Origin of the sequence: Novosphingobium cyanobacteriorum, assembly GCF_029436685.1 — a bacterium.
In the GTDB taxonomy this organism is placed as follows: domain Bacteria; phylum Pseudomonadota; class Alphaproteobacteria; order Sphingomonadales; family Sphingomonadaceae; genus Novosphingobium; species Novosphingobium cyanobacteriorum.
In genome coordinates, this window is sequence record NZ_JAROCY010000007.1 from 136057 (window position 1) to 148658 (window position 12602).

General features: G+C 65.8%; 12 protein-coding genes. 7 read left to right on the forward strand and 5 right to left on the reverse strand.

Annotated elements, in window-relative coordinates; genetic code table 11:
• Positions 1 to 71: 71 nt before the first annotated feature.
• The 3 genes from POM99_RS09380 to POM99_RS09390 all read right to left on the reverse strand — a co-directional run bounded on the left by POM99_RS09380 (position 72) and on the right by POM99_RS09390 (position 2350).
• Positions 72 to 461 carry a GxxExxY protein gene (locus tag POM99_RS09380; protein ID WP_277277074.1) on the reverse strand — a complete coding sequence of 130 codons (390 nt, stop codon included), beginning with the start codon at positions 459 to 461 and terminating at the stop codon, positions 72 to 74.
• Between the two features lie 70 nt (positions 462 to 531).
• The gene (gene fabD, locus POM99_RS09385; RefSeq protein ID WP_277277077.1) at positions 532 to 1467 is read right to left on the reverse strand and encodes an ACP S-malonyltransferase; all 936 of its coding nucleotides are present in this window, start codon (positions 1465 to 1467) and stop codon (positions 532 to 534) included.
• A 52-nt stretch (positions 1468 to 1519) separates the two neighbouring features.
• Entirely contained in the window at positions 1520 to 2350 is an 831-nt protein-coding gene (locus POM99_RS09390) for an LD-carboxypeptidase (protein ID WP_277277079.1), read from the reverse strand.
• Between the two features lie 223 nt (positions 2351 to 2573).
• Between POM99_RS09390 and POM99_RS09395 the strand changes: the two genes are divergently transcribed.
• The gene (locus POM99_RS09395) at positions 2574 to 3995 is read left to right on the forward strand and encodes a UDP-N-acetylmuramate--L-alanine ligase (RefSeq protein ID WP_277277081.1); all 1422 of its coding nucleotides are present in this window, start codon (positions 2574 to 2576) and stop codon (positions 3993 to 3995) included.
• Between the two features lie 129 nt (positions 3996 to 4124).
• Positions 4125 to 5876 (forward strand): methyl-accepting chemotaxis protein, encoded by a 1752-nt coding sequence (locus POM99_RS09400; protein ID WP_277277083.1) that lies wholly within the window; start codon positions 4125 to 4127, stop codon positions 5874 to 5876.
• A 19-nt stretch (positions 5877 to 5895) separates the two neighbouring features.
• On the opposite strand, the gene POM99_RS09405 is transcribed toward POM99_RS09400, so the two are convergent.
• Positions 5896 to 6423, reverse strand: coding sequence for a GNAT family N-acetyltransferase (locus tag POM99_RS09405; RefSeq protein ID WP_277277085.1), 528 nt, complete (start codon positions 6421 to 6423; stop codon positions 5896 to 5898).
• A gap of 348 nt (positions 6424 to 6771) precedes the next feature.
• Between POM99_RS09405 and rpsA the strand changes: the two genes are divergently transcribed.
• The 4 genes from rpsA to POM99_RS09425 all read left to right on the forward strand — a co-directional run bounded on the left by rpsA (position 6772) and on the right by POM99_RS09425 (position 11004).
• A complete protein-coding gene (rpsA, locus tag POM99_RS09410; protein WP_277277087.1) occupies positions 6772 to 8484 on the forward strand; it encodes a 30S ribosomal protein S1 in 1713 nt (570 codons plus the stop codon).
• A gap of 467 nt (positions 8485 to 8951) precedes the next feature.
• Positions 8952 to 9128 carry a hypothetical protein gene (locus tag POM99_RS09415; RefSeq protein ID WP_277277088.1) on the forward strand — a complete coding sequence of 59 codons (177 nt, stop codon included), beginning with the start codon at positions 8952 to 8954 and terminating at the stop codon, positions 9126 to 9128.
• 56 nt (positions 9129 to 9184) lie between these two features.
• Positions 9185 to 9949 (forward strand): hydroxyacylglutathione hydrolase, encoded by a 765-nt coding sequence (gene gloB / locus POM99_RS09420; protein ID WP_277277090.1) that lies wholly within the window; start codon positions 9185 to 9187, stop codon positions 9947 to 9949.
• Positions 9950 to 9978: 29 nt separating this feature from the next.
• On the forward strand, positions 9979 to 11004 hold the full coding sequence (locus tag POM99_RS09425) for a LacI family DNA-binding transcriptional regulator (RefSeq protein WP_277277092.1): 1026 nt from the start codon (positions 9979 to 9981) through the stop codon (positions 11002 to 11004).
• A gap of 10 nt (positions 11005 to 11014) precedes the next feature.
• On the opposite strand, the gene POM99_RS09430 is transcribed toward POM99_RS09425, so the two are convergent.
• Complete coding sequence (locus POM99_RS09430) at positions 11015 to 12052, reverse strand: alpha/beta hydrolase (protein ID WP_277277094.1); 1038 nt, start codon at positions 12050 to 12052, stop codon at positions 11015 to 11017.
• A 31-nt stretch (positions 12053 to 12083) separates the two neighbouring features.
• On the opposite strand from POM99_RS09430, the gene POM99_RS09435 reads away from it, so the two are divergent.
• Positions 12084 to 12569: a GNAT family N-acetyltransferase gene (locus POM99_RS09435; RefSeq protein ID WP_277277096.1), complete on the forward strand. Its 486-nt coding sequence runs from the start codon at positions 12084 to 12086 to the stop codon at positions 12567 to 12569.
• Positions 12570 to 12602: the final 33 nt, after the last annotated feature.

Sequence of the window (12602 nt, forward strand, 5' to 3'; positions counted from 1 at the left end):
TGTGCTCCGGTGAAAGAGAATGTTTAGTTGGTTCTCGCAGAGACGCAGAGGAGAAAGAGATCGCAGAGATGTCAGTCGGGGGCGTAGTTGTTTACCATTCTGCGGATGCCTTCCTTCATCGTTGCGCCGGAAAAGTTCAGAAGCAGCCCAACGGGCTGCTTCATCAATCTCAGATAGGTTATCAGTTGTCTCTCGTGCGCCTTGCTCAACTGGTCCACTGCTTTGATCTCAAGCACTAGGCACCCCTCAACCCGCATATCAACCCTGAATGCCGCGTCGAAGCGCTTGCCATCGAACTCGACAGGGAGAGTTAGCTGGCGTTCGATGCGCATGCCCAAAGCGTCGAGCCGACCGGCAAGGATTGATTCGTAAACGGATTCAAACAGGCCTGGTCCGAGCTCGCGGTGAATGCGGATCGCCTCATCGATCACGGCTGCGGTCAGGGCGTCGATTTGGCGCATGCATTCCTCCGCGATCTCTTTTCCCTCTGCGTCTCTGCGAGAAACCGAAATCGAGCGACAGATGATCGGCTCAAAGGTCCTTCAGGAGGGCTTCCACATCGGCCATGGTTATGGTGCTGGTGATGGAGACGTCTGCCACGGTGCGGCCGATCATGGGGCCGAGGACTTTGCCGCCGAGTTCGACGAACTGGTCTACGCCCGCGTCCTTCATCGCGATCACGCTTTCGCGCCAGCGGACGCGGCCGGTGACCTGTTCGACGAGGAGGCGCTGCACTTCGGCCGGGTCGGTCGCGATGGCGGCGGTGACGTTGGCGAAGAGGGCGACGCGCAGGGCCTGCGGCGGGACCTTGGTCAGCGCTTCGGCCATGGCGTCGGCGGCGGGCTGCATCAGCGGGCAGTGGAACGGGGCGGACACCGGCAGCGCGACGCCACGCTTGATGCCGTGTTCCTTGACCAGCGCAATGGCCCGGTCGATCGCGCCCTTGTGGCCCGAAAGCACGACCTGCGTGGGATCGTTGTCATTGGCGACGGTGCAGACTTCACCTTCAGCCGCAGCGGCGGCGAGCGCAGTGGCCTTTTCGATATCGGCGCCGAGCAGCGCGCACATGGCGCCGACACCCACAGGCACGGCGGCCTGCATCGACTGCCCGCGCAGCTTAAGCAGGCGGGCGGTATCAGCCAGGCTGAAGGCCCCGGCGGCGCAGAGCGCGGTGTATTCACCCAGGCTGTGGCCCGCCACGAAATCGGCCTTGTCGGCCAGCGCGATGCCGCCTTCGCGTTCCAGCACGCGCAGCACGGCGATGGCGTTGGCCATGATCGCGGGCTGGGCGTTTTCGGTAAGGGTCAGCGCATCATCCGGGCCCTCCTTCATGATCTGGAACAGCTTCTGTCCCAGCGCGTCGTCCACTTCCTCGAACACCTCACGCGCGGCGGCGCTGGCTTCGGCGAGTTCGACACCCATGCCGACCTTCTGGCTGCCCTGCCCCGGGAAAACGAATGCTCTCATGTGACCTTCTCTCCTGCGTTTGCGCCGCCCCGAAGGCGTAATTGCGCGGCCCCTATGAGTGACTGGCGCTGCCCGCAAGCCCGAAGGGGACGATCTTGTTGTGGATGTCATGCCCGATATCGGCGGCGCCAAGGTAGGCAATGCCGGTGCGGGCGCACCAGTTGCGCACCATGCTTTCCGGATCGGAGCCGAACGGGCGATCGTTTTCAGGCACATCGCTTACCCGGCCAAGGCGAAGGCCCGCCACGCCCTGCGCCGCCAATGCGTGGGTAACGTGGAAGAGCAGCCGATCGACGGCGTAGAGATGTTCGCTGACTTCCTCCACCATCACCACGTGGCCGGACAGGCTTGGCATCAGCGGGGTGCCGACGAGCATGGCCAGCGTCATCAGGTTGAAGGCCACGGTGGGCGTGGTGCCGAGCGAGGGTTCCAGCCCGGTCCTTTCCCCGGCCAGCCAGCCAAGCGGGCGCAGGACCGCGGCCTCTCCGCCTTCGCGGCGGATGTCGGTGGGCATGGGGGCGTGGACCGGATGGCCCACCCCGGCGCGATAGAGTGCGGCGAGCAGGGTGCCACCGTCGGAATAGCCGAGGAACGGCTTGTTGCGGGCGGTTGCGTCCATCGCGGCCACCGCGTCGGCTGCGATGCGGCAGGCGCCGTAGCCGCCGCGCACGAACCACACCGCGTCGGCTCCCGGATCGTTGGCGCATTCCAGCAGGGCGGACAGGCGCAGCGCATCCGGCCCGGCGAAATGGCCTTCAACCGCGAAGCACTGATCATGGAAAAGCAGTTCGATTCCAGGGAAATGCACCGAAGCCAGAGCAGAAACGCGTGCGGCATCTTCGCGGGAAAAGGGCGTGGAAGGGGCGCAGATGGCGATACGCATGGCCCGGGCATAGCCTTTGCGCCGCCTTGCGCAAAGCGGTTGCCGCCGGGTTAACGGGGGATTGCCACACGGCTCCGTGTTCGTCGCGCGGGAAAGAATTAGGGATCGGCGCGTTAGGGGGGCTGGCCTGACCGAACGGACGCAATTGGATCGCTCCGGTCTGTGCCTGCCACGCGATGCGTGGCGTTGGCCGATCCGCATGGATAGGCTAGGGCCTGCAACCATGACGCAAGCCCCCTCTCCCGACCTCGTTTCGCATCCCTGGTTTTTCTGCGGCATCGGCGGATCGGGCATGCTGCCGCTGGCGCTGATCCTGAAAGGTCTGGGCGCGCAAGTTTCCGGATCGGACCGGGGGCGCGACCAAGGGCGGACGCCGGAAAAGTTTGCCTGGCTGGAAAGCCTGGGCTTCACGCTGTTTCCGCAGGACGGATCGGGCATCGCCTCTGCCAACCAGGTGCTGGTGGCCAGTGCGGCGGTGGAGGACACCGTGCCCGAAGTGATCCGGGCAAAGGAACTGGGCTGCACGCGGATGAGCCGGGCCGAACTGCTGGCGCAGCTGTTCAACGCCGCGCGGCTGGGCATCGCGGTGGGTGGCACCAGCGGCAAGAGCACGGTTACCGGCATGATCGGGTGGATCCTGACCGAAGCCGGGCGCGATCCCACGATCATGAACGGCGCGGTGATGAAGAACTTCCGCGCTCCGCAAGCGCCCTTCGCCAGCGCCCGGGCGGGCGCAGGCGATGCCTTCGTTTCCGAAGTGGACGAAAGCGACGGATCGATCGCGCTCTATCGGCCCAGCGTGGCGGTGCTGAACAACGTGAGCCTGGACCACAAGAGCATGGAGGAGCTGCGCGCGCTGTTTGGCGATTTCCTGCATCGGGCGGCGGTGGCGGTGGTGAATGCCGACGATCTGGAAAGCGTGGCGCTGTTGCCGCGCGCCCATGCCTCGCTGACGTTCGGCTTTTCTCCGCAAGCGCAGGTTTCGGTGGAACCGGGCAGCGTAGTTGAAGGGCCGACCTCGATCAGCGCCACGGTGGTGGACCGGCGCGATGGCGCAGGCCATGCGCTGACGCTGCAGGTGCCGGGGCGGCACAACCTGGCCAATGCGCTGGCGGCGCTGGCGGCGGCGGATGCGGCGGGCGTGCCGCTGGCGCAGGGCGTGGCGGCCCTGGCGGAATTTGCCGGCCTGGCACGGCGGTTCGACATCGTGGGAACCAGCCCCGGCGGGGTGACGGTGATCGACGATTTCGGCCACAACCCGGAGAAGGTCGCTGCGACGTTAACGACCCTGAAGGCCCACGCCGGGCGTGTGATCGCGTTTTTCCAGCCCCACGGCTATGGGCCGCTGCGCCAGATGGGGGCTGAGCTAGCAGAAGTGCTAGGGTCCCGGCTGGATGCCACCGATATTACGATCCTGTGCGATCCGGTCTATTTCGGCGGCACGGTGGACCGCTCTGTCGGATCGGAACGCATTGTTACGCTTATCAATTCGCATGGTGGCCATGCCGAGCACCTTCACACGCGCGAGGCCTGCGCCGACCGGATCGTGGAACTGGCCCGCCCCGGTGACCGCGTGGTGGTGATGGGCGCGCGAGATGATACGCTGGCACTTTTCGCGCAAGGATTGCTCAACCGGATTGGCTAGAAAGGTCCGATTCGTACGCTTAATTTTCGAACAGATGCGTTCTGTAGTTCTACGAAACTTCGTTACAAACGTTTTCTGACCGCCGTTCGGTTATCCCTGCCCCGCCTTATGACGACGGGGAACGCGGTGATGACAATCCGGGATGCGAGCCAAAAGGCCGGACTGGTGGTGACAGGGGTTTTGCTTGTGGCCGCACTGGCCATGGCGCTGGGCGTGCAGCAGGTGCGCGTGAACGGCCCGGTCCACCACCGCATCAACGACATCTCTGACTTCACCGCCGATATCCTGCCACCGCCGCTGTTCGTGACCGAGGCGATGCTGCGCGTTTCCGATGCAGCCAACCTGGGCGGCGCGCTTGATCAGGACAAGGCGGAGCTGAAGCGGCTGGAGACGGAGTATCGCGCGTCGCGCCAGCGCTGGGCTGCGTCGGACATTGACCCATCGTTGAAGCGTCAGCTGGATGAAGGCGCCGGGGCGCTGGCAGACAAGTTCTGGGCGGAAGTGGACCAGAACCTGATCCCCGCGCTTGAACGCGAGGACGCCGATGGCGCCGCCATCGCGCAGGGCAAGGCCCGCATCCTCTATCGCAAGCATACCGAGGAAATCCGCAAGCTGGCGGCGCACGCGGCGAAAGTGCGCGGCGCGCTTGATGCGCAGGCGGCCTGGACCATGCAGGTGACTGTGCTGGTCATGCTGCTGGCCGGGGCGGTGGTGATGGGCATGGTGGTGGTTTCATTGCGCCTGCTGGGCCAGCGGGTGCTGCGCCCCCTGGCGCAGACTGCCGATCTGATGCGCGCGATGGCGGGGGGCGACCTGTCCCGATCGCCGGAAGGCACCGCGCGGCCGGACGAAATCGGCGAGATGAGCCGCGCCATCGTGCATTTCCGCAGCGCCGCGCTGGAACAGCGCGAGGCGGCGGAGCGGCAGGCCGTGGTGGTCAGCACCATGGGCGGCGCGCTGGAACGGATGGCGGCAGGCGACCTGGTCCACCGCATCGAGACGGCTTTCGCGCCCGAATATGAAACACTGCGCACGGCCTATAACCAGGCTGCGGCGCGGCTGGACAGCCTGGTGGCGCAGGTTTCGGTGACAGCGCAGGATGTGAGCAACGGATCAACCGAAATCCGCGGCGCCTCTGACGACCTTGCCCGCCGCAACCATGTACAGGCCGCCAGCATCGAGGAATCGACCGCCGCCGTGCAGCAAACCGCCGCGCTGGTGACCGAGACGGCGCAGCGCACGCGTGAGGCGCACGCGGTGATCGCGGCAGCCAATACCGAAGTGGAAAGCGGCAAGCAGATCGTGGAGGATGCAGTGCGCGCGATGACCGCGATCGAGCGTTCGTCTTCAGAGATCGGCCAGATCGTGGACCTGATCGATGCCATCGCGTTCCAGACCAACCTTCTGGCGCTGAACGCGGGTGTCGAGGCGGCCCGCGCGGGCGATTCCGGCAAGGGCTTTGCCGTGGTGGCCACCGAAGTCCGCGCCCTTGCCCAGCGCAGCGCGGAAGCAGCGCAGGGGATCAAGACGCTGATCGCCACCAGCGCGCGCGAGGTTTCCGCCGGCGTGGCGCTGGTGGGCAATACCGGCGAGGCGCTGTCCGCCATCGTAGAACGGACATCGGGCATCGCCGCGCTGATTGCCGAGATATCCCGATCGGCAGAGGACCAGGCCAGCAGCATGAGCCACGTGAACGCCGCCGTGCTGGAAATCGACCGGCTGACCCAGCAGAACGTGGCGATGGTGGAGGAAAGCACCGCCGCCGCACGATCGCTGGCGCAGGAGGCGGATTCGCTGGCGCAGATGGTGGCGCAGTTCCGCACCAGCGCGACGGGCCCTGCCGCGCAGATGCGGCCCGGCGCAATGCGCCGAGCCGCCTGAGGAAACGCCTGCAAAACGTTCAGTCGAAACGCTTTTCCAGCAGGACCAGATGGGGATCACCGTCCAGCCCGTGGGCGGTGAAGCCCTTTTCGCGTTCCAGTTCGATCGCCGCGTGGTTGTCACGGTCCTCGATCGAGATCACGCGCTTCAGCCCACGGCGCTGCGCCTCTGCGGCAAGCAGGTCGAGCATGGTCCAGCCCACGCCCTTGCCGCGATAGTCGCCGCGCACCGAGACCGCGATTTCGCCGGTGTGCATCTTCGCATCGCAGGCGAGCATGGCGCTGGCGACGAGTTCCCCGCTCTTGCGATCGTATCCCAGGAAGCTTTCGGTGCGCCAGTGATCGACATGGGTCAGCGGCTGCAGCTGATCATGCCCCACGTGCTGCGAGGCGGCGAGGAAGCGGAAGCGGCGATCCTCGGCGTTGACGAGATCGAAGAAGGCTTCCAGCGCTGCCTCGTCCTCGGCAAAGGCGGGGCGCACGGTCAGCACGGTGCCATCGCGTGTGGTCAGTTCGGTGATCGGGGCAAGGTCTGCCAGGGTGGTCATGATCATTCTCCGTCAAAGTCCGCCTTCAAGCGCCAAGCCCCTGAGAATTCAGGATGATATGGCATGGAAGGGATGGGATCGCTGCGTTGGAGACAGCGTTAGCACCTGCAGCATGGGCGGCCTTGATCCAGCGCAACCAGGCGCTTGCAAAAGGCGCGGTTTCGCTTGCGTTTCCCGGCGATTGGGCCTAGGGCGCGCGGGTTCTTCCGGGCAACCGGCAAGGATGCCCGCCATGGCATGAGGCCCGGCGGGCGGTTCGGCCCTTTTGGCCCGGGCACCGCATGGGGCGGTGTGCGGTGAAAGACCGGCGGATTCAACCGCCTGGCCGGAAACATCGATACAGGAAGCATGCAAATGGCTACCAATCCCACTCGCGACGATTTCGCCGCGATGCTCGACGAGACGCTGGGCGCAGCCGCCAATGGCGGTTTTGAAGGCCGCGTCGTCAAGGGCACCATCACCGCCATCGAAAACGACAAGGCCGTCATCGACGTGGGCCTGAAGAGCGAAGGCCGCGTGGCGCTGCGCGAATTCGCCTCGCCCGGCCAGCCGCACGGCCTGAAGGTCGGTGACGAAGTCGAAGTCTATGTCGACCGCGTCGAGAACGCCGACGGCGAAGCCATGCTGTCGCGCGACCGTGCCCGCCGCGAAGCCGCGTGGGACAAGCTGGAATCCGAATTCGGCGAAGGCAAGCGCGTTGAAGGCGTTATCTTCGGCCGCGTGAAGGGCGGCTTCACCGTCGACCTCGACGGCGCCGTGGCCTTCCTGCCCGGTTCGCAGGTCGACATCCGCCCGGTGCGCGACGTGACCCCGCTGATGGACATGCCGCAGCCGTTCCAGATCCTGAAGATGGACCGCCGCCGTGGCAACATCGTGGTTTCGCGCCGCGCCGTTCTGGAAGAAACCCGCGCCGAGCAACGTTCGGGCCTGATCCAGAACCTGAAGGAAGGCCAGATCATCGACGGCGTGGTCAAGAACATCACCGACTACGGTGCGTTCGTTGACCTGGGCGGCATCGACGGCCTGCTCCACGTGACCGACATGAGCTACAAGCGCGTGAACCACCCGAGCGAAGTGATTGCCATCGGCGACACCGTGAAGGTGCAGATCATCCGCATCAACCAGGACACGCAGCGCATCTCGCTGGGCATGAAGCAGCTCGAGAACGATCCGTGGGATGGCGTTGCCGCCAAGTACCCGGTCGGCGCGAAGCTGCGCGGCACCGTGACCAACATCACCGAATACGGCGCGTTCGTGGAACTGGAAGCGGGCATCGAAGGCCTGGTCCACGTTTCGGAAATGAGCTGGACCAAGAAGAACGTCCACCCCGGCAAGATCGTCTCGACCTCGCAGGAAGTCGACGTGATGGTGCTGGAAGTCGACAGCGACAAGCGCCGCATCTCGCTGGGCCTCAAGCAGGCGCAGCAGAACCCGTGGGAAGCCTTCGCCGAGAAGCACCCGGTCGGTTCGACCGTGGAAGGCGAAGTCAAGAACGCCACCGAGTTCGGCCTGTTCATCGGCCTGGACGGCGACGTGGACGGCATGGTCCACATGTCGGACATCGCCTGGGGCATCTCGGGCGAAGACGCGCTGGCGCTGCACCGCAAGGGCGAGCAGGTTTCGGCCGTCGTTCTCGACGTCGATGTCGAGAAGGAGCGCATCAGCCTCGGCATGAAGCAGCTTGAAAAGGGCGCTCCGGCGGCTGGCGGTGTTTCGGCCGCGGGTGCTGGTTCGCTGCGTCGTGGCGAAGTCGTCACCGTCACCGTGCTCGAAGTCCGCGATGGCGGCCTCGAAGTGCAGGCTGGCGAAGACGGAGCGACCGGCTTCATCAAGCGTTCGGACCTCGGCCGCGACCGCGACGAACAGCGCCCCGACCGCTTCCAAGTCGGCCAGAAGCTCGACGCCATGGTCACCGGTTTCGACCGTTCCAAGAAGCCGAACTTCTCGGTCAAGGCCCGCCAGCTGGCCGAAGAGAAGGAAGCCGTGGAACAGTACGGCTCGTCGGATGCCGGCGCTTCGCTGGGCGACATCCTCGGCGCCGCGCTGAAGGCCCGTTCGTAAGAACGCGAGCCCCAAGCGGGACTGAATGCAAGGCCCGTCCGGAGCGATCCGGGCGGGCTTTTGCTTTTGGTGAAAGGCGATATGCTCAGTCCGATGCTTGAGACCGCAAGAGCCTTGTGGACCGCACCAATACGGCACGCACCGTGGGGTGCCGCTGGCTTGCTAGTTCTGGCTTGGTCGGAAGCGCTGACCCACCGGGCCGTCCCTTGGCTGTGGATGGTGCTGGTCGCCTACGGGCTTATATGGATGCCTCGGGGCGGCATGATTTCCCGAGCGCAGATGCATGAGTGTGAGCCGACTGCGTTAGAACTTATGCTTGCGGTTGCATGTGTGGGGACCATTGCCTTCGCGCTGATATCGGGAACCTTCGAAAACGATGGAGGCGGTCTGTATCTTTACCCGGTGATCGCCTTGGGGTTGCTCCAACTTCGGATAATCTTTCGAAGCCGCAACAGGATTGGTCTGGAATGAAGGGCCTGAAACTCAAAATGACCGACCAGAATCGTCAGATCGTATTTGATGACGACAACCCTGAATGGACGGAGGCGGACCTTCTTCGCGCGCTGCGGGGCGATGATATTCCTGCCGGAATTCGAGAAGCCTTCGCAAACGACAGGCCACCGGGCAATGATCGACAGACCTGAACAAACACTTTGCGCGCCGCCCTGCCCCCTGATTGCGTACCAGCGGAAGACACAAGATGACCATCCAAGTCCATCAGTTCCCCTGCCTGTCCGACAACTATGGCTATCTGGTGCATGACAGCCAGAGCGGGGAGACCGTGTGCATCGATACGCCCGATGCCGAGGCCTATCTGCGCGAGGCGGCAGCGAAGGGCTGGCGGATCACGCAGATCTGGAACACGCACTGGCATCCCGACCATGCCGGCGGGAACGAGGCGATCAAGGCGCAGACCGGGGCGCTGGTGGTCGCGCCGGCGGTGGATGCGCCCAGGATCGCGGCGGTGGACCGCACCGTGGCGGGCGGCGACCTTGTGGCGCTGGACGGCGTGGACGCGCAGGTGATCGACGTGGGCGGGCACACCATGGGGCACGTGGCCTATTGGCTGCCCACTGCGGGCATCGCCTTTGTCGGCGATGCGCTGTTCGCGCTGGGCTGCGGACGCATGTTCGAAGGGGAGCCGGGGCAGTTCTGGGCCAGCCTTTCGCGGCTGAAGGCGCTGCCCGAAGACACCACGATCTATTGCGCGCACGAATATACTGCATCGAACGCGCGCTTTGCCGTACATGCCGATCCAGACAATGCGGCGCTGGCGGCCTATGCGGCAGAAGTGGAGACCCGGCGTGGTGCGGGCGAACCCACGGTTCCGACCGTCCTGAAACGGGAAATCGCAACCAACCCCTTTCTCCGCGCCGATGATCCTGCCATGCAGGCGCGGTGGGGTGGCGGCGACGCGGTGCAGACCTTTGCCGCGCTGCGCGCCGCGAAGGACAGCTTTCGCTGATCGGACGGTTTGGGGGAAGTAAGCGAGCGATGGTGGAAAAGCGGATCGTCCGGGTCACGTCGTTCGACGTCGCCGAGAAGGCGGGGGTCAGCCAGTCCACGGTGAGCCGCGCGCTGGCCGGCGACACGTCGATCAGCGAGCCGACGCGCAAGCGGGTGATGGAAGCGGCGCGGGCGCTGAACTACCAGGTGGACGAGAACGCCGCGCGGCTGCGCCGGGGGCGCACCGGCACGCTGGCGCTGGTGATGATCTGCCGCCCGGGCGAGGACCGCAAGGACCTGAACCCGTTCTACTTCGCGCTGCTGGGCAGCACGTGCGCCGCGGCGGCTGCGCGCGGGTATGAAGTGCTGGTCTCGTTTCAGGACAGCCCCGAGAACTTCTGGGGCCATTACCAGGAACGGCGCAAGGCCGACGGCATGATCGTGATCGGCACCAGCGAGAACACCGCCGCGTGGGACTATTTCGGCGAGCTGGCCGAAGGCACCAACTGGGTGTGCTGGGGCGCGCCGAACGACAGCTTCCCCTGGGTGCGCAGCGACAACATCGCCGGGGCGACACTGGCGACGCGGCACATGCTGGTGCGCGGCTATCGCCAGATCGTGTGCATCGGATCGGAAACGTCGCCGCAGCGCCAGTTCAAGGAACGCTTCGACGGCTATGCCGCCGCCATGCAGGATGCGGGGCTCGAACCCTTCCTGCAGCGCATCGAGCGGGGTTTGCCGCGCGAGGAGCAGGGACGACTGGCCGCTGCCGCGCTGATCGACAGCGGCCGGCCGTTCGATGCCGTGTTCGGCGTGAGCGACGAGATCGCGCTGGGCGCATTGAAGGAACTGACCGCGCGTGGCTTCAAGGTGCCGCACGACGTGGGCGTGGTCGGATTTGACGGCGTGCGCGCGGGCCAATGGTCGACCCCACCGCTGACCACGGTGGAATCGGACTTCGAGGTGGCGGGATCGCTGCTGGTCGATCGCCTCATCGCCACCATCGGCGGCGAGGCCCCCTCCCCCCGGCGCGTGCCGGTGCGGCTGGTCGTGCGCGGCTCCACCCGCGATTGAGGCTGCGGCCTCAGCGCTTCAGGTGCGCGTTGAGGAATTCCACCAGCACCGGCCAGCCCATGGTGACCGGCACCGGCGCAGTGGCGCCGCAATCGGCGGGCGTGGTCTGCTGGATGGTGGCGCCATAGCCCAGCTTCGGCTCGGTGAGCATGCCGTGCCACGGCCCATGCCCCGCCACCGGCAGGTTGACGAAAGTGGCAGTGCGACAGGCGCGGGCCAGCGCGTGATAAAGCATCTCACCCTGCGCATGCGGCACCACGGGATCTGCCGCGCCATGGATCACCATCAGCGGCGGATCGTCGGCCGAGATGAAGCGGATCGGATCGGCGAACTGCGCCTTGTCGGCACAGGCGGCGGGTGCGCAGCCGAGCAGGCGGGATTCGGGGCTCATGCTGGCGGCGTGGCAGAAGGCGCGCTCCCACGGCGTTTTGGCCTGCGGACGGCACGGTTCAAGCGCCCATTCGTCCATCCGGGTGAAATCGGTCGGCGGGTAGAAGGCGATTGCCGCCTGCACACGGCTCGATTCCTTCGGATTGCCCAGGCGGCCTTCGAACGGGCCGAAATCGCCGGTGAGCGCGGCCATGGCGGCGGTCCACCCGCCCGAGCTTTCGCCCACGATGCCGATGCGCGCGCCATCAAGCGCATATTCGCGCGCATGGGCGCGCAACCAGCGGATTGCCGCCTTGATATCGAAGACTTGCCCCGGGAATCGCGCCTGCGCGCTGGTGCGCACGGCAACGCCCGCCACGCCATAGCCCAGCGGGTTCAGCACCTCGGCCAGCACCTGCGCATCATCGCGGCCGTTGTTGGCGAGCCAGGCGGAGCCATGTGTGAAGATCACCACGGGGTGCACCTTGCCATCGGCGGCCGGCAGATAGAGATCAATCTTGCGCGGATCGGTGGCGGGAACGCCAGTGACATAGACCTTGTCGGCATGGGTAGGCAGTGGACCGGGCAGGCGGGCGGGTGGCCGGGGGCCCTGCGCCAGCACGGGCGCGGAGAGCGCACCGAGCACGAGGCAGATCAGCAGCAGAACGAAACGCTTCATCACCCACTCCAACGCGCGTACCGACGGAAAGATGCACATCCGCCCTGCCCGCACAAGCGACCATGACGCCATCTGGCGCATCCTGCAGCCCGTGATCCGCGCGGGCGAGACCTATGCACTGGACCGCAACCTGACGCGTGCGGCGGCGCTGGCATACTGGTTCGCACCGGGCAACAGCGTGTTCGTGGTACAGGACGGAACGGACGCGGTGATCGGCACCTATTACCTGCGGGCAAACCAGCAGGGCGGCGGGCGGCATGTGGCCAATTGCGGCTACATGGTTGCCCCCGAGGCCGGTGGCCAGGGCGTGGCGCGGGCAATGTGCGGTGATTCGCTGGGGCGGGCCAAGGCGCGGGGATTCCGGGCCATGCAGTTCAACTTCGTGGTATCGACCAATGCCCGCGCGGTCGGCCTGTGGCAGGCGTGCGGCTTCGCCATCGTCGGCCGCATCCCGCTCGCCTTCGATCACCCCTCGCTGGGCCTGGTCGATGCGCTGGTGATGCATCGATCGATCTGACAGGCACAATGCAAAAGGCCCCGCCGTTGCCGG